Below are 23,674 nucleotides of genomic sequence, written 5' to 3' on the forward strand. Positions count from 1 at the left end.
GACCAGCGCCGCGTCGAGCCGACCGCGCAGCGTGGTGGAGCGCGACGGCTGCAGCGAGAACGAGTCGTCGAGCACGACCAGGTCGAGGGTGCCGCGCTGGGCGACCTCGACGAGGTGCTGGAGCCGCTCGGCGTCGAACAGCCGCTGCGCCTGCGAGCCGTGCGTCCGCCAGGCGGCGGGGTGCGCGCCGGCGTCGCTGAGGTCGACGCCGAGGTGCAGCTGTCGGGGAGTGGTCGGGAAGGCCATGGCGAGGGTTCCGTTCTGAGGCGTCAGGGCGCGCCCGGCGCAGCCGTGTGCGGCGCAGGGGTGCGGGCGTACGTGGAGGGCGAGCGCGGACACCACGGCTCAGCCGTGGGCCAGGCGCTCAGGTGCCGGTCGGAGCCGGTCGGTCGGGGGGTGTCGTCAGCGACAACAGGCGCCGGGACAGCACGGGCGCAGGATCCAGAGAGCCGTCGTCGGCCGTCCGTCCGAGCTCATCGTGCGTCCCTTCGTGCCCGCCTGGCGGGCGCTGCGTCGTTGTCGGGCACGAGCAGGACGCTCGCGCAGGACCAGGTCGTCACCCGGGGCACCCCACACGCAGGAGGGTTGCCACCCAGCAAGCCGGGGCTTGTCGCTGGAATTCATGACCTAACAGGTCGGAAAAGTAGGCATAGGTTCCGGACGTGTCAATGGTCCGCGCCGAAAGTCCAGATGGTGGGACGGATCCGTCCGGTGCGACGATGGCGTCCCGACCACCCAGCAAGGGAGCACGCTCGCGCATGGGCCCGACGACCACCGGCGTGACCGTCGCCACCGACGACCCGACCCGCCCCGACGTCCTCGAGCTGCTCGGGGAGCACCTCGCGGACATGTACGCGACCTCGCCGGCCGAGTCGGTGCACGCGCTCGACCCGTTGGCGCTCGCCGCCCCCGGCATGACGTTCTGGACCGCCCGCGCCGCCGACGGCGCCCTGCTCGGCTGCGCCGCGCTCAAGCAGCTCGGCCCGACGGACGCCGAGCTCAAGTCCATGCGGACCACCGCCGCAGCACGCGGCCGAGGGGTCGGGGCGACCGTGCTCGCGCACGTCCTGGGCGCGGCGGCGGCGCGCGGCATCCGGACCGTGCACCTGGAGACCGGGACGCAGGACTACTTCGCACCCGCACGCCGGCTCTACGAACGCGCCGGGTTCGTCGAGTGCCCGCCGTTCGCGGACTACCTGCCCGACCCGCACAGTGCCTTCTACCGGCTCGCGCTCGACGGGCGCCGCTGAAACATCTCGTATTCCGACCTGCCGTGTCCACAATAAGAGACGGTCCTGTTGCCCGAGCGGCAAGGCGGTCATCCTCGTCCCATGCAGACCCGCCGCGCCGCCTCGACGTGCTGTCACGTCGTCGTCATGGCTTCCGCGCGCCCCTGCTGTCCGCGGAACGTCTGAACGCGGCCCCCGTCCTCGGCCGAGCGTTCGACGCCCGGCCCCCGTCGATCTGCGACGGCCCACGGCGTGACGCGCGTGCCACCACTCCCGTCCCCCGCGGAGGAAACGCCCTCATGGCGTCCACCCAGCTCTCCGTCGCCCGGTCCTCGCGCACCGAGCCCGCGCAGCGATGTCGTCGATGACGACCGCCCGCCCGCCCTTCGCGACCCCCAAGGACCTGACATGACCGCCCGTCCCGCACGCCGCACCGCCTCCGCCCTCCGTGTCCTGCTCGCCGCCGGCCTCGTCGCCACGCTCGCGGCCTGCTCCTCCTCCGCTGCGCAGGACGCGAGCGCCGACACCGGCACGGACCCGTCCACCTCGACCGCCGAGGCACCGGAGCTGCGCCTCGGCTACTTCGCCAACCTCACTCACGCGGTTGCCCTCGTGGGGGTCGACGACGGCACCTACCAGGGGGCGCTCGGCGACACGAAGCTCACCACCTCGATCTTCAACGCCGGCCCGGCCGCCGTCGAGGCACTCTTCGGAGGGGCCATCGACGCCACGTTCATCGGCCCGAACCCCGCGATCAACGCGTTCGCGAAGTCGAACGGCGAGGCGATCCGGATCGTCTCGGGCGCGACGTCGGGCGGTGCGCAGCTGGTCGTCCGCGACGGCATCGACTCCCCCGACGACCTCGTCGGCACCACGCTCGCCACGCCGCAGCTGGGCAACACCCAGGACGTCGCGCTGCGCGCCTGGCTCGCCGAGGAGGGTCTCGAGACCTCGCTGACCGGMGGTGCGAGCGACGTGACGATCGCGCCGCAGGAGAACTCGCAGACGCTCGACCTGTTCAAGGCCGGACAGCTCGACGGCGCGTGGCTGCCCGAGCCGTGGGCGTCCCGGCTGGTCGTCGACGCCGGCGCGCACGTCCTGCTGGACGAGAAGGACCTGTGGCCCGACGGCGACTTCGTCACCACGCACCTGATCGTCGCCACCGAGTACCTCTCGAAGTACCCCGGCACCGTGAAGAAGCTCATCGAGGCCGAGTACGCGACGTCCGAGTGGATCGCCGCCAACCCCGACGAGGCCAAGACCCTGTCGAACACGGTGATCGAGAAGCTGAGCGGAAAGCCGTTGTCCGCCGACGTGCTGGACCGAGCCTGGGCGAACCTGCGGATCACGCTCGACCCGATCGCCTCGAGCCTGCAGACCTCCGCCGACCACGCGGTGGCCGCAGGGACGTCCGACGAGACGGACCTGACCGGGATCTACGACCTGACCCTGCTCAACGAGGTGCTCGCCGAGAACGACCAGGAGCCGGTCTCCGACGGCGGCCTCGGGGCGTCGGGCAAGTGACGGCCACCGTGACGGCGGTCGGCGGCCAGGGCACCACTGCCCCGGCCGCCGTCGCGGCGCGCCTGACGGGGGTCACGCAGCACTTCGGCGAGGCGTCGCGGCCGCCGGTGCTCGACCGCATCGACCTCACCGTCGCGCCCGGCGAGTTCGTCTGCCTGCTCGGCGCGTCCGGCTGCGGCAAGTCGACCCTGCTCTCGTTGGTGGCAGGTCTGGACAAGCCCGTCTCCGGCACCGTCGAGGTGCCTGGCGGCCGACCGGCGCTGATGTTCCAGGAGCCGGCCCTCTACCCGTGGCTGACCGCCGCCGGGAACGTCGAGCTGGCCCTGCGCCTGCGCGGCATCCCCCGTGCGGAGCGCCGCATGGAGGCCCAGCGGCTCCTCTCTCTCGTCCGGCTCGACGGCGCCGGCCCCAAGCGGGTGCACGAGCTGTCCGGCGGCATGCGGCAGCGCGTCGCCCTGGCCCGTGCGCTCGCCCAGGAGGGCGACCTGCTGCTCATGGACGAGCCGTTCGCCGCGCTCGACGCCATCACGCGCGACGTGCTGCACGAGGAGCTCACGCGCATCTGGAGAGAGACTGGGCGTGCGGTCATCTTCGTCACGCACAACGTCCGGGAGGCGGTCCGGCTCGGGCAGCGGGTCGTCCTGCTCTCGTCGCGGCCCGGACGCGTCGCCCGCGAGTGGTCGGTGGACATCCCCCAGCCGCGCCGCATCGAAGACCCCGACGTGTCCCGGCTCAGCGCCGAGATCACCGAGGACCTGCGACAGGAGATCGCCCGCCATGGCCACTGAGACGACGGCACCCCCGACCCGCAGGACCACGGACGACGACCTCGCCGCGGGGCTCGACGCCCTCGAGACCCCGATCGAGACGGCCCACGACTCTGCGTGGGCTGCCGCGTGGCGGGCCGTCTGGCCGGTGCTGGCCGCGCTCGGCGCGATCCTCGTCGTGTGGCAGGTGGCCTACCAGCTAGAGCTCAAGCCCCCGTACGCGCTGCCCAGCCCCGCGGACACCTGGCAGACGCTCCTCGGCACGATCCAGGACGGCTCCGCGTGGCGTGCGGTCAGCCTGAGCGTCCAGCGCGCCGCGGTCGGCTTCGCGATGTCGGTCGTCGTCGGCGTGGCGATCGGGGTGTCGCTGGCCGCCTCCCCGCTGCTGCGGCGCGCGTTCGGCCCGATCATCACCGGCCTGCAGTCGCTGCCGTCGGTGGCCTGGGTGCCGGCGGCGATCATCTGGTTCCAGCTCACCGACGCGACCATGTACGCGGTCATCCTGCTCGGCGCCGTGCCGTCCATCGTCAACGGGCTGCTCGCCGGCACCGACCAGGTGCCGCCGCTGTACCTGCGCGTCGGGCAGGTGCTCGGCGCCACCGGCTGGACGCGGATCCGCTTCGTGCTCCTGCCGGCCGCGCTGCCCGGGTTCCTCGGCGGGCTGAAGCAGGGCTGGGCCTTCGCGTGGCGCTCGCTCATGGCCGCCGAGCTCATCGTGCAGACCGGCCTCGGCACCGGACTCGGTCAGATCCTCGACCTCGGCCGGGTGACCAGCGACATGTCCCTGGTCATCGCGTCGATCGGGCTCATCTTCCTGGTGGGCATCGTCATCGAGCTCGTGGTCTTCGCTCCCCTCGAGCGGCACGTGCTGCACTCCCGCGGTCTCACGGGCCAGGCGTCGTCGCGCTAGCTAGCCGTCGGCGCGGCTCGGGAAGCACATGTCGCACCAGTGGTAGCCGGCAGGTCGGGCGCCCACCGGCCACCGGTTGCGCGCCGCGATCTTCGACACCCACGCGCACGGGTGGTCCAGCGAGTGTGTCTCGCGGGTGCGCCGGTTGGCGAGCAGCCGCTCGCTGTCCGACGAGACCGTCACCCCGCACTCCGGGTGGTTGCCGAGCCGGTGGAAGCCGCCGAGGAAACCTCCCGCGAAGAACTCCTGCTCCGGCGTGAGGTCCAGGTCGGGGGGCACCAGGGACGACGGCACGTCGACGGCGAGGTTCGTCGCGAGCTCCGGCGGCAGGTACCGGGCGAAGAACATGGTCAGCAGGTCCGCGGTCGCCGCGGCGATCTCCGAGCACGAGCCGCTCCCCGGACGGCACGGGATGTCGATCTGTCTGCTCAGGTAGTCCCAGTGCTCACCCTCGTCGAACACGACCCGGTGCCGCGGCCGGTGCATCGCCTGCCACTGCGCCTCGGTGAGCTGGCTGAACAGGTCGAAGCCGAGGCCCCACATCAGCAGCGTCGGCATGTCGAGCAACGGCAGAGGGAACGGCTCAGCCCCGAACCAGTCCTGCCACCCGCCGCTCAGCCCGGCGTAGGCACTGACCGGACGGCCGACGGCGAAGCGGGCACCCAGCATCGCGCCGAAGCTGTGCCCGATGACGCCGGTGGCGGGCGGCGGCAGGAGGACGTCGGCGTGCTCCCACCCGGAACGCGCCCACGCGAGCACGGCGTCGAGCGTCGCCTCGTCCGGGTGCCCCGGCACGGACGGGTTGTTGCCGCCCTCGTTCCCGGCCAGCCGCGGCACCACGACCACGTAGCCGCTGCGCGCCAGGAACGCCGGGATCAGGAACCAGCGCAGGAAGTGGTCGGCGTCCTGCTGGCAGTGCCCGTGAGCGAACAGGATCAGCGGGTACCGGCCGCACCCCTCGAGCAGCGGCGCCGACTCCACGGCACCGTCGAGGCTCGGGAAGAAGATCCGCAGGTCCACCGGCGCGCCGTCGGCCGGCCCGAGCGAGCGCACGCCCCAGAACACAGGCGCGAGCGCCTGGGGCTGCCACCCGATCGGGCAGCTGGCCGGCGGTGGCACGGGACTGTCGACCACCCGCCCAGTGTCGTGCCACGGCGGAGCCGGGGGGAAGGGCGCGGGCCGCGCCGCGCCGACGTCAGTCGGGCGGCTCGATCGAACCGAGGTCGCCGGGGGCGCACACCTCCAGCTCGTGTCAGGACAGGATCGACCGGGCCCTCCGGGCCGTCCCCTCGATCGCGTGCAGGCCGCGAGAGCCCATGGTCGGCCCGTCCTTCTCGAGCCGCTCCGCCAGCCGGCGGGCGAGCGACGCGACCACCGGAAGCAGGATCGCGGCGACGACGAACAGGCGGACGCGCCGGAACAGGAATGCCCACATGGTGACCTCCGGTCATCGGGGTGGAGTGCGGATCGTGTACTCAGAAGACGGGCTTGCCACCGGTGACACCGAGCACGGTCCCGGACACGTACGAGGCGGTCGAGTCGGCTGCGAGGAACACGAACGCAGGGGCCACCTCGGCCGGTTGGCCGGCACGCCCGAGCGGGGTGTCCGCGCCGAACTTCTCGACCTTCTCCGGGAACTGCGTGGCGGGCTGCAGCGGCGTCCAGATCGGGCCCGGCGCCACCGCGTTCACCCGGATCCCGCGCGCGCCCACCTCGGCGGCCAGGTTGACCGTGAAGTTGTTGATCGCGGCCTTGGTCGACGCGTAGTCCAGCAGCGTCTCCGACGGCTGGTACGCCTGGATGGACGAGTTGTTGAGGATCACCGCGCCCTCCCCCAGGTGCTCCAGCGMGGTCTGCGTGACCCAGAACAATGCGTAGAGGTTCGTCTTGAACGTCCGGTCGAGATCGTCCGACGTGATGTCCGCGATCGACTCGCGGCGCGCCATCTGGAAACCGGCGTTGTTCACCAGGATGTCGAGGCCCCCGAGCTCGGTGACCGCCGTGGTCACGGCTCCGCGCGCGGACGACTCGTCGGTCAGGTCGGTCGGGACGAGCACGCACGTCCGCCCGGCCTGCTCCACCCATCTCCGGGTCTCGTCGGCGTCCGCCTGCTCCTCCGGGAGGTAGACCACGGCGACGTCGGCCCCTTCGCGGGCGAAGGCGAGAGCGACCGCACGGCCGATGCCCGAGTCACCACCGGTGATGAGCGCGCGGCGACCCGTGAGCAGGCCGTGCCCTTCGTAGCTCGACTCCCCGTGGTCCGGGGTGGGGTTCATCGGTTCGGTGAGGCCGGGAGGCTCCTGCTGCTGGGCCGGGAACTGCTGGTCGTGCTCCGTCACGTCTGCTCCTGCGTGTCGGTCGCCCGTGCGCCGGCTGCTTCGGCGCAGTCCATCGTCATCCAGGGCCCGAGAGCGCGCACCCCGGGAACGCGAGAGCGGCCCGCCGGACGGCGGGCCGCTCTGCTGCCGCTGCGTCAGCGACGCCGGCCGGAACCGGCGACGATCGCCACGCCGATCGCGGCGAGGACGACCTGGAAGAGCAGCTCGATCCAGTCGATGCCGTCGGTGGTCTGCACGCCGACCAGGCCGGCGAGCCAGGTGCCCAGGAGGGCCGCGACGATGCCGACGATGATGGTGACGAGGATCGAGATGTTCTGCTTGCCTCGCACCAGCAGTCGGCCGAGGACGCCGATGATGGCGCCGATGATGATGGCGGAGATGATTCCTGCGGGGGTCATGGGGTGATCTCCTCGGTGTGTAAAAGGCGTCGGATCCGGCGCCGAGTGAATCTAGGGGCATTTCCACCGGTTCGCGCGTTGAAACGAAAGGCACCCGCTGCGAGAGCTTCCGGGTCGGCACCTCCGGCCGGTCGTACGACGCCCCGACCCCGTGCTGGACCCTCGGCGCCTGACCTGGCACTCCGCCCGCCGACGCGCGCCGACGCCGCACCCGTCCTACGCTCGCCTCTCGCAGAAGCCGCGACGAGGAGGTCGATATGCACAGCGACGACAGGATCGTCCACGACACCGGTGACGACCGCCCGGTGATCCACGAGGTGGAGGTCGAGGTCGAGGAGACCGACGCCGAGAAGATCAAGGCCGACGGCATCGACGAGGAGAACGTCGAGCGCCGCTAGGCCTTCACGAGCGAGGCGCCGCGCCCACGTGGGCTCGGCGCCTCGTTCTGTGCCCGGTGGTGGCCGCGCCCCCGCCGCTGGCACGCTGGCTCCATGGGCTCACCGGACGGCATCGTCGGCGTCTTCGACCGCGCTGCGGACACCTACGAGGCCGTCGGTGTCCCCTGGGCCGGGCCGATCGCGGCACGGCTCGTCGCCGAGCTCGACGTCCGTCCCGGCGAGCGGGTGCTCGACGTCGGCTGCGGACGCGGGGCAGCCCTCGGTCCTCTGGCCGAGGCGGTCGGAGCAGGCGGGTACGCGCTGGGCATCGACCTGGCCCCGCGCATGGTCGAGCTCGCTGCGCGCGACCTGGCCGGCCTTCCCCAGGCCGAGGTGCGGATCGGGGACGCCGGTGCGCCGGGCCTACCCCTGTCCTCGTTGGACGTCGTCGCGGCGAGCCTGGTCATCTTCTTCCTGCCCGACCCGGCCGCCGCGCTCCGGTCGTGGACCGAGCTCCTGGTCAGCGGCGGACGGCTGGGCGTGACGACGCTCGGCGAGAAGGACCCCGGGTGGACCGTCGTCGACCGGCTCTTCGAGCCGCACCTCCCGGCCGAGCTGGTGGCGGCGCGCGCCCGCGGGCTCCACGGCCCGTACTCCTCGGACGCCGGTATGGAGCGGCTGTTCTCCGAGGCGGGCATGGCACAGATCAGGACGGTCCCGGACCAGGTCAGCGCGGTCTTCCACGACCCCGAGCAGTTCCTGGCGTTCTCGTGGTCGCACGGCCAGCGGTCGATGTGGGAGGCCGTGCCGCAGGACGTGCACGCCCGGCTGCGCGAGGAGGTGCTCGCCGAGATCGACCGGCAGCGTGACGCGACGGGCACGGTGACGTTCGTGCAGGAGGTGCGGCACACGCTCGGCGTGCGGCCGTGACGCGTACGCCCGCAGTGAACCGCGGGACTATCGCGGCCGTCCCGGTCGCTGTGCAGGAGATGGACGAGGAGCCCCTGGACGCGTACTCCCGCACGGTCGTCGCCGTGGCGGAGTCGGTGCTGCCGAGCGTCGCCAGCCTGAGTGTGCGAACACCGCGCGGCACCGGCGCGGGCAGCGCCAGCGTCATCACCACCGACGGCTACCTGCTCACGAGCGCCCACGTCGTCGCGGGCGCGACGGGTGCCGAGGCGGCGTTCACCGACGGGACCACGGTGCGTGCCGACGTCGTCGGGCGCGACCCCCTGTCGGACCTCGCGGTGCTCCTGACCCGCGGAGACGTCCCGGCGCCGGTGGTGCTGGGCGACGCGGCCACGCTGCGGGTCGGGCAGCTGGTGATCGCGCTCGGCAACCCGCTCGGACTGGCCGGGAGCGTCACGGCCGGCATCGTGTCCGCGCTGGGCCGGTCGCTGCCGACGGCGGCCGGCCGGGTGGTCGACGAGGTCGTGCAGACCGACGCCGCGCTCAACCCCGGCAACAGCGGCGGCGTCCTCGCCGACAGTGCGGGGCGCATGGTGGGGGTCAACACGGCGCTGGCCGGCATCGGGGTCGGCCTCGCGGTGCCGATCAACGCCACGACGCGGGAGATCATCACGACCCTGATGACGCACGGCCGCGTCCGTCGCGCGTGGCTGGGCATCGCCGGCACGCAGGTGCCCCTGCCGCCGCACCTCGCCGAGCGCCTCGGCTCGCCCACCGGGTTGCAGATCTCCGGAGTCTCCCCCGGCAGCCCCGCATCGCAGGCCGACCTGCACCGCGGGGACATCGTGGTCGAGCTCGACGGCAGCCGGGTGGTGACGGCGACGGCCGTGCAGAAGCTCATGGTCGAGCACGCGATCGACCGGCGCATCGAGGTCACGGTCTGGCGCAACGGCGCGCTGGTCGACGTGCTGGTCTTCCCACGGGAGCTCGCGCTGCCCTGACGGAGTCGTCCGGTACCGCACAATCGTCGCGTGAGCGCACCCGAGCACCGGCGTCCCCGTGACCGACCCCGCGCGACCCGCGCTCTCGCCCTGGTCCTGGGACCGCTGCTCCTGGCCGCGGTCGTCGCCATGGCGCTCACGTGGCCTCACGACACCGAACCCACGGGTCAGCGCGCCGGGCTGGTCGACGTGGCCGTGGAGCACGTGACCGCCACGGTCACCGGCACGCGGACCGAGCAGTGCGAGTCCACCATCGAGGACCGCCTGCCCGACGGCACACAGCCGGACCGTGTGCAGTGCCTCCGGGTGCTCGCCACGGTCACGTCCGGCGCGCAGGCGGGGACGGACATCGAGGTGTGGGCGACCTCCACCGTGACCGCGGGCGACGTGCCGGACGGGACGCGGATCGTCGTCCAGCACTACCCCGCGGCCGACGGCGCCCCGGAGGCGTGGGCGTGGTCGGACTTCGCGCGCGGCGTGCCCCTGGCCACCCTCGCGCTCGCGTTCGTGCTCGTGACGGCGCTGGTCGCGGGGTGGCGCGGGCTGCGCGCCATCGCGGGCCTGGTCATCGCCTTCGTGGTGATCTGGCAGTACGTGCTGCCCGGGCTGATTGCCGGCGAGGACGCCGTCGTCCTGGCCCTGAGCGCCTCTGCCGTGATCATGGCGATCGTGCTCTACCTCGCGCACGGGTTCTCGCTGCGCACGAGCACCGCGCTCCTGGGCACCCTCACCGGGCTGGTCCTCGTCGGCGCCCTCGGCGCGCTCGGCGCGCACGCGGCCCACCTGTCGGGAGCCACCTCCGAGGAGGACTTCCGACTGGCCGCCCTGCTCGGCGACAACGGCGCCGCCGGCCTGCGCGGGGTGTTCCTCTGCGGGGTCGTCCTGGCGGGCCTGGGCGTGCTCAACGACGTCACGATCACCCAGGCGTCGGCGGTCTGGGAGCTGCGCGCGGCCGACCCCGGTGCCAGCTGGCGCGGGCTGTTCACCGGGGGGATGCGGATCGGCCGGGACCACATCGCCTCGACGATCTACACCATCGCGTTCGCCTACGCGGGTGCGTCGCTGCCCGTGCTGCTCCTGCTCCAGATCTACGGCCTGCCGCTGGCCCAGACGCTCACCGGCGGGGAGTTCGCGCAGGAGATCGTACGGACCCTGGCCGGCGCGATGGGGCTCATCCTCGCCATCCCGTTCACCACGGCCATCGCCGCGCGCGTCGCGCTCGGGCAGCCCGCCGACACCTTGCGCTCCTCGCCCGAGCACAGCCACGCGCACTAGCGGGCGGGCGTGTCACGTCTCGGCGGGCTGTCCGGTCGAACGTGTGGCCGGCGCGTCGCCGGTCATCGGAACCGGGAGGTCACGTCATGAAGGTCGTCGTCATCGGAGGGACCGGGCTCATCGGCTCGAAGCTCGTCGCACTGCTCTCCGCCCAGGGCCACGAGGCCGTGGCAGCGTCGCCCGGGACGGGCGTGAACACGCTCACCGGCGAGGGCCTGTCCGCGGTGCTGGTCGGCGCCGAGGTCGTGGTCGACGTGTCGAACTCGCCGTCGTTCGAGGCGGCGGCCGTCCTGGAGTTCTTCGAGACGTCCACGCGGAACCTGCTCGCGGCCGAGGCCGTCGCCGGCGTGCGGCACCACGTCGCACTGTCGGTGGTGGGCACCGAGCGGCTGCCCGACAGCGGGTACTTCCGCGCCAAGATCGCGCAGGAGAAGCTCATCGAGAGCTCCCCGGTGCCCTACTCGCTGGTGCACGCCACCCAGTTCTTCGAGTTCCTCACCGGGATCCTGGACTCCGCGACCGACAGCTCGATCGTGCGGCTGGCGCACGTGCTCATCCAGCCGATGGCCGCCGACGACGTCGCCGCCGGGCTGCTCGACGTCACGCTGGGTGCGCCGAGGAACGGGCGGGTCGAGATCGCCGGACCGGAGCGGTTCCGGCTCGACGAGCTCGGTCGTCGCGTCCTCGCAGCGCGCAGCGACCCGCGCGCCGTGGTCACCGACCCCGCGGCGACGTACTTCGGCGCGGTCCTGCAGGAGGACACGCTGGTCCCGCTGGGCGATGCCGGCCTCGGTGCCACGCGGCTCGAGGACTGGATGGCTCGGTGACCCCTAGCCTGTGACGGTGGCCAGCGACACCGCCGACAACACTGCCGCACCCACAGCGCGGTGGAACGCGAACGTCCCCGACACGGACGTGAGCGCCTTCGAGGACGTGCGCCCGCGACTGTTCGGCATCGCCTACCGGATGCTGGGCAGCGTCGTGGAGGCCGAGGACGTGGTGCAGGACGCCTGGCTGCGCTGGCAGGGCACGGACCGCCGCGAGGTGCGCAACCCTGCGGCCTTCCTCACCACCACGACCACGCGTCTCGCCATCAACGCGACGACCTCGGCGCACGCCCGCCGCGAGACGTACATCGGCCCGTGGCTGCCCGAGCCGGTGGACACCAGCGCGGACCCCGCCCTGGGGGCCGAGCGGGCCGAGGCGCTCGAGACGGCCGTCCTGCTGCTCCTCGAGAAGCTCGGCCCCACCGAGCGCGCGGCGTACGTGCTGCGCGAGGCGTTCGGGTACTCCTACCGGGAGATCGCCGACGTGCTGGACGTCTCGGAGGCGAACGCGCGGCAGATCGCCCGGCGGGCGCGCGAGCACCTGGAGTCCGAGCGGTCTGCGCCGGCGTCACCGGCTCAGCAGCGCAGGCTCCTCGAGTCGTTCGTGGCGGCCGCGCGGGTCGGGGATCTCGACGGGCTGGAGCGCCTGCTGGTCGACGACGTCGTGGTCCGTCCCGACGGGGGTGGGGAGGTGCACGCCTCGCGCGTCGAGCTGGTCGGTGCCGCACGCACGGTGACGTTCCTCGACAACATCCTGCGCAAGTACTGGCAGGACTCCACCCTGCGGATCGTCGAGGCCAACGGCGGCACCGCGCTGCTGGTGACGGAGGCAGACGGCCGTCCGCAGGCGATCGTCACGCTCGACGCCTCCGCGCGCGGGATCGAGCGGGTGTTCATCCAGGTCAGCCCGAGCAAGATGCGTCGGTTCGCGCCGGGCGCCTGACGTCTGTCACGTTCCGGCGCGCTGCGTGGTCGAGAAGGTGTGACACACATGCAGAGGATCGTGATCGTAGGCGGTGGCTATGCGGGCTTCTACGCCGCCTGGAACCTGGAGAAGAAGCTGCGCCCGGACGAGGCGGAGATCACCGTCATCGACCCGCGCCCGTACATGACGTACCAGCCGTTCCTCCCCGAGGTGATGGCGGGGTCGGTCGAGGCGCGGCACGCCGCCGTCTCGCTGCGCAGGCACCTGCGCCGCTCGAAGGTGATCGCCGGCCAGGTGACCCGGGTGGAGCACGCGCGGCGCACGCTGCGGTTCCGCCCCGCCGACGGGGACGACGTCGAGCTGGGCTACGACGTCATCGTGATCACCGCCGGCGCGGTCACGCGGAAGTTCCCCGTGCCGGGGATCGCCGAGCAGGCCATCGGCATGAAGCACGTCGAGGAGGCCGTCGCCATCCGCGACAAGCTGCTCACCGCCTTCGACCGCGCCTCCGTCCTGCCGCCCGGACCGGAGCGGCAGCGACTGCTGACCGTGACGTTCGTCGGCGGCGGCTTCTCGGGCGTGGAGGGGTTCGGCGAGCTGTTGTCGCTGGCCACCGCACTGCTCGACTCCTACCCGGAGCTCACGCTCGCCGACCTGAGCTTCCACCTGGTCGAGGCCGCGGGCCGGATCCTGCCCGAGGTCACCGACGGTCCCGGACGCTGGGTGGTGCGGTCGCTCGAGGAGCGCGGCGCCCACGTGCACCTGAACACGCAGCTCGTCTCGGCCGTCGACGGGCACGTGGTGCTCTCCACCGGCCAGGAGTTCGACTCCGAGCTCATCGTCTGGAGCGCGGGCAACGCCGCCAACCCCGTGGTCGCCCAGCACACCGACCTTCCCGTCGACGAGCGCGGCTTCCTGCGGGTCCGGGCGGACCTCCGGATCGGCACCGAGGCCACAGCCGTCCCGGACGCGTGGGCGGCCGGGGACGACGCCGCCGTGCCGGACGTCGCCGCGGGGACACCCGGCGCGCGCACCGTCCCGAACGCGCAGCACGCCGTGCGCCAGGGCAAGCACCTCGCCGCCAACATCACGGCGGTCCTGCGCGGGAGGCCACCGAAGGACTACGTGCACCAGAGCCTCGGGGTGGTCGCGACGCTCGGTCTCGGTCGCGGGGTGTTCCAGTACCGCCGGATCGTGATCACGGGCTTCCCCGCCTGGCTCCTGCACCGGGGCTATCACGTGCTCGCCGTCCCGACGTGGGAACGCAAGGTCCGGGTGCTGGCGGTCTGGGTGGCGTCGCTCGTCTTCGGGCGCGACATCGTCTCGCTGGCGAGCGTGCAGCGACCGCGCGAGGCGTTCGTCACCGGCGGGGTCCCTCGCCCACGATAGCTCGACGGTCGCACCTCGGCACGGACTCTCTCGAGGCTGGGACTGCCTGGGCGTACGGGACGCCGGTCGTCCCTGGGCTCGACTCCGTCACCGTCACACCGTGACGTCGGGCGACAACCCCTCGAGAGCCGCCCGGCGCACCGTCGGCTCGTCGGGCCATGGGACGGACGGCCGTCCCGGGTGGGCCGGGAGCTGCATCACGACGAGGGCGCCGCGCTCAGGTGCGACGCCGGCGCGGACCCGCCCGCCTCGGGCGGCGACCATGTCGCGCACCAACCCGAGCCCGAGGCCGGTCTGCGAGAGCTCGTCGCGCGGAGCCCGCGCCTCATCCTGACCGTTGATCGCCGCCCGCAGGTCGGCGCTCAGCCCCGGTCCCGAGTCGGCTACGACGATCTCGACCCATCGCGCGCCGCGCGACCCGCTCAGCCGGACCGTGTCCCCGTCCTTCGTATAGCGCAGTGCGTTCTCGATCAGCGTGTCCAAGCAGGCGCGGAGCCGCTCGCCGGACCCGAGGATGGCGCCCGCGCGGGTATCCACCACCCAGACCCGGTCAGCCACCTGCCCCCACCTGTCGACCGTCTCCCGCAGCAGCTCGTCGACGTCCACGCGCCCGAGGTCCGCACCGCCCTGGAAGCGGATCGCCCGCACCAGTCGCTCGGTCGCGCGAGTGAGCCGGCTGAGCTCGTCGTCGATGACCGACAGGTCGTGCCGCTCACCCGCGTCGACCACCCGGGCCAGGAGCAGCTCGACGTACCCGCGCGCGATGGTCAACGGTGTGCGCATCTCGTGCGATGTCAGGCGCGTGAGCCGCTCTCGGTCGGCCGCCTCCCGGTGCTCCCGCTGCGCCATGGCGGTGACTGTGCRCAGGGCAAGCTGGCGCCGCCGCACGTGCCACACCCCGAGCACCACGAGCAAGGTCATCAGCGGGATCTCGGTCGTCTCCTGCCACGGGATGTAGCCGGTCGCCGCCCTGAGCAGCAGCACAGCACCCGTGGCCGCAGCGCACAGGGAGAGCCCGACCACGGCCCACCGCAGCGGCCAGTTGCCGAGGGCGTACAGCAGCGCGAAGGCCGCCCACGCGAGGTGGTACGGGATCGTCTCGTTGCCGGGCCAGACCCACATCAACGCCGTGCACAGGCCCGCGAAGACGAGCCACGCGAGGTAGAGGCCCGCCCGTGCGTGCCCGTCCCCGGGGGCCGGTGGGGGCTCAGTCGCCGTCGAAGCAGTATCCGACACGGCGCACCGTCTCGATCGTGGCGTGGGTCCCGAGCTTGCCGCGCAGCCTTCGTACGCACACCTCGACCACGTTGCTGCCGGGATCGAAGTCGAGACCCCACACGGCCTGCAACAGCTCGTCGCGTCGGCAGACCTCACCTCGCCTGCGCATGAGATGGGCGAGGAGGGAGAACTCCCGCTCCGTCAGGGAGACCTCGCCGTCGGGCAGGTGCACGCGTCGGCGGTCGAGGTCGAGACGGATCCGCCCCGCGCTCAGGTACCGCGACTCGGCGGGCGGCGTCCGCTGGGTGCCCAGGTGGCGGCGGGTCCGGGCGAGGAGCTCGACCAAGGAGAACGGCTTGGCGACGACGTCCACGGCCCCGCGCTCGAGGGCCTGCACGCGCGCGGCGACGTCGGTGACCGCGGAGAGCACGATCACCGGCGTCGCGTCCTGGCGCTGCCCGAGAGACGAGAGCACCGACAGACCGTTGCCGTGCGGCATGAGCAGGTCGAGGAGGACGAGGTCGATGCCTCCCGATGCGAGACGGTCCAAGGCGCTCTGACCGTCGGCGACAGTCACCACCTGGTGCCCCTCGGCGGACAGCGACCGTCCCACGAGCGCGCGGATGCGCTCCTCGTCGTCGACCACCATCACCGTGCTCATCGAGCCGCCCCCGCAGACATCGATCAGCCGCCGCGTCGTTGCAGCGGAACTACGGCCTTGCCGCGTGATCCCTTGGCAGCATCCTGCGGACCGGCGCCGAATGCACGCAAAACGGGTGAACTTCACCCCGTCCGAGATCCGTCCGAGTCACATGACGTCCAGATGACGGACTCATGACGGCTTCGCCATGAACACGAACCGGGGCGGGTCGACGGACGACCTTGGGGGGCAGGGCGTCCGGGAAGGTGCAGCGCATGCATGGACAGGCGGCAGTGACGGCAAGGATCCCTGCGTGGCGGAAGGCCTGCTCGGGCGTCGCCGCGCTCGCGCTGTCGGTGGCGATGCTCGTCGCGCTGCCGGCCGTCGCGGCCCACGCGGCATCGAACGAGCTGCACCTGCGGGTGATCAGCGCACGTACCGAACCCCGTGCGTTCGGCGGTGCCGGTGTCGACAAGGGCGCCGTCGTGACCGACTTCCAGTTCCTGGTCAGCGTCGACAACACGGGGACCACCGAGCATCGCTCCCCCGACCCGGGCACCGGGTGCGCGCCGAGCGACGCCGGCTACCCGCAGTCCTGCTCGTGGCCGTCGATCCGCGACGTCCCCCGCTCGAGCACCATCTACACGCACGGGGACCAGGGCGACGTCACCGGGGCGAGCTCGGTGAGCCTGCCCGACGGGCGCTACCTCGTCTCCGTGCTGGCGGACGGCTACAAGATCGACGGCGCCCACGTGACGATGCCGTTGACCGACCCGACCGAGATCGTGGTCGAGCTGCAGCCCAACCCCCTGCCGGACTCGACCCTGCGCGGCCAGGTGTTCGCGGACACCGCCCCGACCAACGGCACCCTCGACCCCGGCGACGTCGGCCTGGCCGGCTTCGTCGGCCAGATCACCGACTACCTCGGCGAGATCAGCACCGACGTCTACGGCAACCCCCTGTGCACCACCTACGTGGGCGAGGACCCGGTCACGCACCAGATCCCCCTGGCGGACCTGGACGCCGACATGGCACCCGTCGTCGCCACCGTGGGCGGCCAGTGCGTGAGCGACGCCGACGGCATGCTGACCATCCCCCACCTGGGCACCAACCGGTACGCGTTCTCGGCCATCCCGCCCGACGGGCAGTCCTGGATCCAGACCACCACCCTCGAGGGCAACCACGACTGGGACGCCTGGGTGATGGAGGGCATGACGGGGTACGACACCGAGTTCGTCCATGGTGGCGAGCAGGTGCCGCAGCCCCTGTTCGGGTTCGCCCCGCCGACCCACGACGGGCAGCCGCTGTCGCCGACGGCCGCCGGGCACGTCACCGGCACCGTCGTCGGGATCAAGACCTACACCCCCCCGAAGGGCGGAGCCTTCGACTTCTGGGGCGGCAACACCGGGACCAAGGTGGACAAGCCCATCGTGCGCCCGTGGCTCTCGCTGGCTGACCTGCAGAACGGCGACCAGGCCGTCTGGGTGGGACGCGGCGACGCGAACGGGCACTTCGACATCTCCGGCGTGCCCGACGGCAACTACATGCTCAGCTGGTGGGACGAGCCGCAGGACTACAACCTCAACATGCTGAACGTGACGGTCAGCAACGGCGGGACCGAGGACCTGGGCACGGTCGGCCTCAACGGCTGGTGGACCACCTACGACGGGTACGTCTTCAACGACACCAACCGCAACGGGAAGAAGGAGGCGGGCGAGTCCGGGGTCTCGAACTTCACGCTCACCCTGCGGCGCCAGGAGAACTCGCTCATGGACCGCGGCCAGACCTCCGCGACCACCGACGCCACCGGGCACTACTACTTCGAGTCCGCCTACCCGCTCGGCGAGTGGCTGGTCATGGAGGCGTACAGCGACTCGTTCTACACGACCGGCGTGACGTACCAAGCCGACAACCAGCCGACCCCGACCACGGTCAAGGGCGCCGGCGTCGACGTCGGCGTGCTCAACATCATCGGCCTCGGCGGCCGGATGGACTGGGGCGTGCACGCGTACGACCCGACCGGTGCCAACCACGTCGACCCACGCAACGGCGGCATCGTCGGCACGGTCAGCTACGACACCACGCGCAACGAGCTCGACCCGCAGTACGCCGTGTCCGAGGACTGGCAGCCAGGCGTGTCCGGCATCCCGGTCGAGCTCTGGACGCCCGTGCCCTGCGGCACGACGAGTGCGCCCTGCGACGCGAACGAGCAGTACGAGCTCGCCGCGGACGGCTCGTACGCCACCGGCACGCTGATCAACGAGTACGTGACCGAGCACTGGAGCCGACCCACGGGCTGCACCGCGCGGGACGTCGACGGCAACCCCCTGGTCCACGGCACGGACGAGAACGTGCTGGCACCGAACCAGGAGACGGACGGCGAGTGCCTGTCGAGCTTCATGCAGGAGATCCAGTTCGGTCCCTACCCGACCGACCAGGGGACGCCTGACGCCAACTTCGGCGCCTCCGTCGACGGCAACTACGGCTTCGGCGACGGCTGCCTCGACGGGTCTCTCGTCGTGCCCGACCCCGCGGTCGAACCGTTCGAGCCGACGTGCCCCGGCGGGTTCACCCCGCTGGGCGCCGGCGACTACCTGGTGCGGCTCGACGTCCCCGACGACGCCACCGGCGAGCCGACGTACAAGGTCACCGGCGAGGAGGACATCAACATCGGCAACGGCGACCAGATCGTCCCGCAGGTCCCGCCACCGGCGTGCGCCGGCGCCCTGCACACCGTGGACGTCGAGGGCGACGGGACGGACGGGTACGGCCAGGTCGTGGGCGACGGCGGCGTCACCAACGACGTCCCCGTGGGCGTGACCGTGCCCGCCTCGACCGCCACGCACAACACCACGTTCGTGGACATCGGAGGGTCGCCGTACGAGGGCACCCCCCGCCCGCGGTGCGACACCAAGCTGGTGCGCGTCAACAACGGCAAGTCGATCGTGCCCATGTTCAACGTCTTCACCGACGTCCCGATCCCCGCGCGCCTGCGAGGGCTCGTGGTCGACGACATCAACTTCTCGACCGACAAGCGCTCGACGATGTACGGCGAGAAGGCCGGTGTCCCGTTCGCCCCCGTCGGGATCTACGACTTCAGCGACCGGCTCGTCTACACCGCCGAGTCCGACTTCAACGGCATCTACGACGTCCTGCTGCCCTCGACCAACCACATCAGCTGCCCCACGCCGTCCGGGGTGTGCGCGAACATGTACCGGTTCGTGGCCAACGACCCGGGCGTCCCGGGGCACCTGAACCCGAACTACAACCCGCGCTACCGCACGATCGCCACGGAGTTCGAGGCGTTCCCCGGGCTGATCATCCCCACCGACCTCGCACCCACCCAGGTGGGCATGACCATCGAGTCCCCTGGGACCGGGCTCCCCCAGGTGGTGACGTGCAGTCTGGACGCGGCCACCCCGCAGCTGCTCGCGGTGTCGCAGCCGTACGTCCGTGACACGGGTGCGTTCACCATCACGGGAACCGGGTTCGGCGCCGCCCAGGGCACGGGCCGGGTCACCCTCGACGGCACGACGGTTCTGCCCACGACGTCCTGGACCGACCAGCAGATCGCCGTGACGGTCCCCGCCTCGACCGCACCCGGACCGCACCAGCTGGCAGTGACAGCAGGCAACGGCCAGAGCACCGTCAACGGCCTGACCTTCCACGTGCTGCGCAGCGGCTTTGGCGCCTTCCCCGCGGGCGGCGTGCTCGACGACTTCAACCGCAGCACCGCGAGCACCACCCAGACGCTCGGGGGCAGCTGGGGCGGCCTGGCGAGCCTCCTCGCGGCCCTGTACCGGATCACACCGACCACGCCGGCCGGCGACGCCAACCAGGCGCAGGTCCGCGGCATCGGCGGGAGTGTCTACCGCAGCGCGGGCAGCGCGTTCGGTGCGAACCAGGACGCGTACGTCACCTTCACCAAGACCGTCGTCGGGAGCGGAAACCGCCAGGCGGGCGTCCTGCTCAAGGTCGGCACGAGCGTGCTCGGCACCCTCAACAGCTTCATCTCCGTGACGTACAACGCCACCGTGGGCGCGGTGATCGTCTCGACTGCAGCCACGCCGACGCAGAGCGTGAACCCGGTGGTCCAGGCGACACTGCCCGGCATCACGTTCGCGAACGGCGACCAGCTGGGCGCCCGCGCACTCGCGGACGGCACCGTCGCCGTGTACAAGAACGGCGCACTCGTGGGCACCACCAACGTCACCAGCGGTGTCAGCCCGTGGCCGGCGGCGCTCGCCTCGGGCGGCGGCCGGATCGGGATCAGGTCGGTGGGCAGCCTCGCCGCCAGCCTGAACGCCCCCAACGACGTCCGCCTCGACAACTTCGGCGGTGGCACCGTCGTCGTCCAGCCCGGTGGCTACCTGCCGAACGTGTACGAGGTCGGCCCGGGCAAGGCGTACTCAAAGATCCAGCCTGCGCTCGACGCCGCGTTCTCCAGCGCGGGCGACGACCTGGTGGTCGTCTACCCCGGTCTGCCCGACCTGACCGACCCGCGGAACAACCCCCGCGGCGCGTACTACGAGAACCTCATCGTCGCCTCCCCGGTCAAGCTGCAAGGCGTCGGGCCCGGCGGGTTCCAGGGCAGCACGTTCGTCCCCGGCTCGATCATCGACGCGAGCGCGTTCGGCGGCGACAGCGTCCTGGCCACCGACTGGTACACCAAGCTCGGCACGCTCACGTGGGACGGAAACCAGGACGTGAACGACGGCGAGGCGATCTATGTGCTGGCCTCGCAGAACGCCACCACCGCCGCGGGGCAGGCGCGTCAGTTCACGGCCGCCTTCAAGGCCGCCATCGACGGCTTCGACATCCGTGGCGGCGACCAGACGGGCTTCCCGGGGAACATCAACGACCTCACCGGTGGACCCACCGGGCTTCCCCCGAACATCGTCACGCAGGGCGGCGCGATCATGGCCAACGCGTACGCGCGGCACCTGCAGATCACCAACAACGTGGTGCAGAACAACGGCGGCGGATACGGGACCATCCGTCTCGGCACGCCCGACCTGCCGGTGCCCGACACGAGCCAGCACAACGAGGACGTCCGGATCGCCAACAACCGGATCATCTCGAACGCCGGCACCAACCTGGCGGGTGGCATCGGCATCTTCGCCGGGGCGGACCGGTACGAGGTGGCGCGCAACGACATCTGCGGCAACTTCTCGCTCGAGTACGGCGGCGGCGTGAGCGCCTACGGCCTGAGCCCGAACGGGAAGATCCACCACAACCGCATCTACTTCAACAACTCGAACGACGAGGGCGGCGCCATCATGATCGCCGGCGAGCTGCCGGCGACGCCCGGGACGCTCTCACCCGGCTCCGGCCCGGTCGACATCTACGCCAACCAGATCCAGGCCAACCTGGCCAACGACGACGGCGGCGGCGTGCGCTTCCTGATGGCGGGCAACTACCCGATGCACGTGGTCGACAACATGATCGTCAACAACGTGTCCACTCACGAGGGCGGCGGCATCGCCATCGACGACGCCCCGAACGTGCGGGTCTACCACAACACGATCATGAAGAACCTGACGACGGCCACGGCCGTGACGTCCGACGGTCAGCCGATGCCCGCAGGTCTGTCCAGCACGGGCAACAGCGACGAGCTGCAGGCGACCCTGCCCGCCGGCTCACCACTGTTCAGCAACCCCCTGCTGTTCAACAACATCTTCTGGGACAACCGGGCCGGCACCCGCGCCGGGACCACCGTGGCCGGCATCGGCCTCGAGGGGGACGCGACGCCGATCGACCACTGGGACCTCGGCACCGGCGACGGCAGCGGTCTCCTGGCCCCGACCACCTCACTGCTGCAGCAGCCGGCGAGCCCGCACCCGTACACGACGAGCGCGACCAACTGGGTCGGCGTGTCCCCCGCCGTCGTCCAGGAGTACGACGTCTCCGTCGCGTTCGCGACGTGGCGCCAGAACCCGGCATTCGTGGATGCCACCCTGGTGACGCTCGAAGCCCCGCCGAACCTGCTGGGCAACTACCACCTGTCCGCCTGCCCGGGCTCTCCCGCGTGCAACTTGGGAGCTGCAGCCACGGCCGTGCCGTCGTACCAGCAGCCGCCCGCCGCGCTCGGCGCGCCGCTCCTCGACATCGACGGTCAGACACGCCCGGCACTGGGCGGCTTCGACAGCGGCGCCGACGAGGTCGGCGGCGGTCAGGCGCCGGCTCCACTCACCTTCTCGACGCTCGGCACCACGAACCCGACCGAGCTGACGGGAACGGCCGACGACGCCGACGTCTACCGCTGGACCGGCACCGAGTTCACCCGGTCGGTCGACGTCTCGGCGATCACGAACCCGCTGCCCACGAGCGCGAACGTCGACGGCCTCGACCGGATCGACGACTCGCACTTCTACCTGTCCTTCAACGACGCGGTCACGATCGCGCTCCCCGGACCTGACCTGGCCGTGCAGGACGAGGACGTCGTGCTCTACGACGCGGGTACCTGGTCGATGTTCTACGACGGCAGCGCGAACGGGCTGGCCGCCACCGATCTCGACGCGATCAGCGTCGTCGGCGGCACGCTGTACTTCTCGACCGACAGCACGACAGTCCCACCGGGCGCCGGTGGCACGGGCGACGACGCCGACATCTACCGGTGGAACGGCGGCAGCTCGTACACCCGGATGCTCGACGCCTCGGCCGTCGGCTGGTCGACGGCCAACGTCGACGGGCTCGTCTGGGTCGACCCCACGCACGTCTTCCTGTCCTACAGCACCGACACCACGGCGCCCGGCGCCCTGGCGGCCCAGGACGAGGACGTCGTCCGCAACGACGGTGGCACGTGGTCCACCTACTTCGACGGCACCGTCCTGCGGCTCACCGCGGACGCCCAGGACCTGGACGCCTTCGATGTCCCCTGACCTGTTCCGCCACCCGAGGGGAGACAGCGGGATGACTGCCRGTGAAGGCCTCAGCCGACGCCAGTTCCTCCAGGTCGCCGGCGGGATGGCAGCCGTGGCCGGCGTGGCGTGGACGGGCAGGGTGCTCATGCCCGAGCCCGCCATGGCCGCGGGTGGCGCTGCCGACCTGGCCCTGGGCGGGACCGACGGGTGGATCTACCTGCCGCCCACCCCGGCGATCCCGCCGTTCCACCCCGACAGCTACGCCCCGGCTCCCTTCACCACGTACGCGTTCGGCTTCCGGAACGTCACGGGGCTCACCCCCACCCAGAGGGCGAACCAGAAGAACAAGGCGCAGCACTCCGCGCCCCTGTTCTGGGTCAGCCAGTACGACCCGGCCCACCCGGTCGACTTCCTCGTGCAGCTGGTCAACCTCGGCCTGGCGCAGCGGCCCGACCTGTTCGACGCGCACACGCTGCACTGGCACGGGTTCCGCAACGTGATCCCGTTCTTCGACGGTGAGCCGACCGGATCGGTGTCCGTGCCCATGGGGCGCGAGTTCACGTATGCCTACCGTCCGCGCCACCCGGGCACGTACATGTACCACTGCCACGTCGAGGACGTGGAGCACGTGCACATGGGCATGACCGGCCTCGTCTTCGTCCGCCCGCTGCAGGACGGGAACACGTCCCTGTTCCCGAGCGGCAAGTACATGTACAACGACGGCGACGGCTCGACGGGCTTCGACCGTGAGTTCGCGATGTTCCTGTCCGAGGTCTGGGCGGAGTCGCACTGGGCGGACGCCCACATCCAGCTGCCGGAGTGGAGCGACTACCGCGCCGACTTCGCCCTGCTGAACGGGCGCGTGTACCCCGACACCGTCGCGCCGAACGGCTCGATCGACCCGTTCCACCCCGTGAGCGACGCCACCGGGGACCTGATCGCGCCGGCCGGGTTCCCGAACTTGAAGTACCAGCCGCACTCGTCCCTGGTGACCTGCAACACCGGCGAACGCGTGGCGCTGCGCTTCGCGAACCTCGGGTTCCGCGAGCAGGCGATGACGCTCTCCGGTCTGCGCATGCGGGT

The 23,674-nt window shown here is 71.7% G+C and carries 19 protein-coding genes, 1 pseudogene and 1 riboswitch; of the genes and pseudogenes, 13 read left to right on the forward strand and 7 right to left on the reverse strand.

The window, feature by feature from the left end; translation table 11 throughout:
- Positions 1 to 246: pseudogene (locus AC1DUQ_RS02080) on the reverse strand (LLM class flavin-dependent oxidoreductase); the annotation flags it as partial.
- Positions 247 to 507: 261 nt separating this feature from the next.
- Positions 508 to 628: riboswitch (SAM riboswitch) on the reverse strand.
- Positions 629 to 758: 130 nt separating this feature from the next.
- Between AC1DUQ_RS02080 and AC1DUQ_RS02085 the strand changes: the two are divergent.
- From AC1DUQ_RS02085 to AC1DUQ_RS02100, 4 genes are all read left to right on the forward strand, one after another.
- Positions 759 to 1,250: a GNAT family N-acetyltransferase gene (locus tag AC1DUQ_RS02085; RefSeq protein ID WP_477073329.1), complete on the forward strand. Its 492-nt coding sequence runs from the start codon at positions 759 to 761 to the stop codon at positions 1,248 to 1,250.
- 387 nt (positions 1,251 to 1,637) lie between these two features.
- Positions 1,638 to 2,753 (forward strand): ABC transporter substrate-binding protein, encoded by a 1,116-nt coding sequence (locus AC1DUQ_RS02090; RefSeq protein WP_477062269.1) that lies wholly within the window; start codon positions 1,638 to 1,640, stop codon positions 2,751 to 2,753.
- Positions 2,754 to 2,815: 62 nt separating this feature from the next.
- Positions 2,816 to 3,541, forward strand: a complete 726-nt coding sequence (locus AC1DUQ_RS02095) for an ABC transporter ATP-binding protein (RefSeq protein ID WP_477062298.1) — start codon at positions 2,816 to 2,818, stop codon at positions 3,539 to 3,541.
- A complete protein-coding gene (locus AC1DUQ_RS02100) occupies positions 3,531 to 4,430 on the forward strand; it encodes an ABC transporter permease (RefSeq protein WP_477062270.1) in 900 nt (299 codons plus the stop codon). The genes AC1DUQ_RS02095 and AC1DUQ_RS02100 overlap by 11 nt, the downstream gene beginning before the upstream one ends.
- Here AC1DUQ_RS02100 and AC1DUQ_RS02105 read toward each other — a convergent pair whose 3' ends face one another.
- From AC1DUQ_RS02105 to AC1DUQ_RS02120, 4 genes are all read right to left on the reverse strand, one after another.
- A complete protein-coding gene (locus AC1DUQ_RS02105) occupies positions 4,431 to 5,564 on the reverse strand; it encodes an alpha/beta hydrolase (protein WP_477062271.1) in 1,134 nt (377 codons plus the stop codon).
- Positions 5,565 to 5,682: 118 nt separating this feature from the next.
- Positions 5,683 to 5,865 carry a hypothetical protein gene (locus AC1DUQ_RS02110; protein WP_477062272.1) on the reverse strand — a complete coding sequence of 61 codons (183 nt, stop codon included), beginning with the start codon at positions 5,863 to 5,865 and terminating at the stop codon, positions 5,683 to 5,685.
- 40 nt (positions 5,866 to 5,905) lie between these two features.
- On the reverse strand, positions 5,906 to 6,706 hold the full coding sequence (locus AC1DUQ_RS02115; protein ID WP_477073333.1) for an SDR family oxidoreductase: 801 nt from the start codon (positions 6,704 to 6,706) through the stop codon (positions 5,906 to 5,908).
- A 197-nt stretch (positions 6,707 to 6,903) separates the two neighbouring features.
- The gene (locus tag AC1DUQ_RS02120) at positions 6,904 to 7,167 is read right to left on the reverse strand and encodes a GlsB/YeaQ/YmgE family stress response membrane protein (RefSeq protein WP_146845046.1); all 264 of its coding nucleotides are present in this window, start codon (positions 7,165 to 7,167) and stop codon (positions 6,904 to 6,906) included.
- A gap of 257 nt (positions 7,168 to 7,424) precedes the next feature.
- Between AC1DUQ_RS02120 and AC1DUQ_RS02125 the strand changes: the two genes are divergently transcribed.
- The 7 genes from AC1DUQ_RS02125 to AC1DUQ_RS02155 all read left to right on the forward strand — a co-directional run bounded on the left by AC1DUQ_RS02125 (position 7,425) and on the right by AC1DUQ_RS02155 (position 13,870).
- A complete protein-coding gene (locus AC1DUQ_RS02125) occupies positions 7,425 to 7,565 on the forward strand; it encodes a hypothetical protein (RefSeq protein WP_477062273.1) in 141 nt (46 codons plus the stop codon).
- 93 nt (positions 7,566 to 7,658) lie between these two features.
- Positions 7,659 to 8,474, forward strand: coding sequence for a class I SAM-dependent methyltransferase (locus tag AC1DUQ_RS02130; protein WP_477062274.1), 816 nt, complete (start codon positions 7,659 to 7,661; stop codon positions 8,472 to 8,474).
- Positions 8,475 to 8,533: 59 nt separating this feature from the next.
- A complete protein-coding gene (locus AC1DUQ_RS02135) occupies positions 8,534 to 9,454 on the forward strand; it encodes a S1C family serine protease (RefSeq protein WP_477062275.1) in 921 nt (306 codons plus the stop codon).
- A 30-nt stretch (positions 9,455 to 9,484) separates the two neighbouring features.
- Positions 9,485 to 10,729, forward strand: a complete 1,245-nt coding sequence (locus tag AC1DUQ_RS02140) for a YibE/F family protein (RefSeq protein WP_477062276.1) — start codon at positions 9,485 to 9,487, stop codon at positions 10,727 to 10,729.
- 86 nt (positions 10,730 to 10,815) lie between these two features.
- The gene (locus AC1DUQ_RS02145; protein WP_477062277.1) at positions 10,816 to 11,556 is read left to right on the forward strand and encodes an SDR family oxidoreductase; all 741 of its coding nucleotides are present in this window, start codon (positions 10,816 to 10,818) and stop codon (positions 11,554 to 11,556) included.
- A 16-nt stretch (positions 11,557 to 11,572) separates the two neighbouring features.
- The gene (locus AC1DUQ_RS02150) at positions 11,573 to 12,499 is read left to right on the forward strand and encodes an RNA polymerase sigma-70 factor (RefSeq protein WP_477062278.1); all 927 of its coding nucleotides are present in this window, start codon (positions 11,573 to 11,575) and stop codon (positions 12,497 to 12,499) included.
- Positions 12,500 to 12,547: 48 nt separating this feature from the next.
- Complete coding sequence (locus tag AC1DUQ_RS02155) at positions 12,548 to 13,870, forward strand: NAD(P)/FAD-dependent oxidoreductase (protein WP_477062279.1); 1,323 nt, start codon at positions 12,548 to 12,550, stop codon at positions 13,868 to 13,870.
- A gap of 93 nt (positions 13,871 to 13,963) precedes the next feature.
- Here the strand turns inward: AC1DUQ_RS02155 and AC1DUQ_RS02160 are convergent, their stop codons facing one another.
- Together AC1DUQ_RS02160 and AC1DUQ_RS02165 are read right to left on the reverse strand one after the other, a co-directional pair.
- Positions 13,964 to 15,106, reverse strand: a complete 1,143-nt coding sequence (locus AC1DUQ_RS02160) for a sensor histidine kinase (protein WP_477073330.1) — start codon at positions 15,104 to 15,106, stop codon at positions 13,964 to 13,966.
- Complete coding sequence (locus AC1DUQ_RS02165) at positions 15,078 to 15,749, reverse strand: response regulator transcription factor (RefSeq protein WP_477062281.1); 672 nt, start codon at positions 15,747 to 15,749, stop codon at positions 15,078 to 15,080. The genes AC1DUQ_RS02160 and AC1DUQ_RS02165 overlap by 29 nt, the downstream gene beginning before the upstream one ends.
- 254 nt (positions 15,750 to 16,003) lie before the next feature.
- Between AC1DUQ_RS02165 and AC1DUQ_RS02170 the strand changes: the two genes are divergently transcribed.
- Positions 16,004 to 22,609: an SdrD B-like domain-containing protein gene (locus AC1DUQ_RS02170; protein ID WP_477073331.1), complete on the forward strand. Its 6,606-nt coding sequence runs from the start codon at positions 16,004 to 16,006 to the stop codon at positions 22,607 to 22,609.
- Positions 22,610 to 22,640: 31 nt separating this feature from the next.
- Positions 22,641 to 23,674 (forward strand): multicopper oxidase domain-containing protein (locus tag AC1DUQ_RS02175; protein WP_477073332.1); only part of this gene is annotated, 1,034 nt, incomplete at its 3' end.

This window comes from Cellulomonas sp. P4_B5_2 (assembly GCF_056402235.1).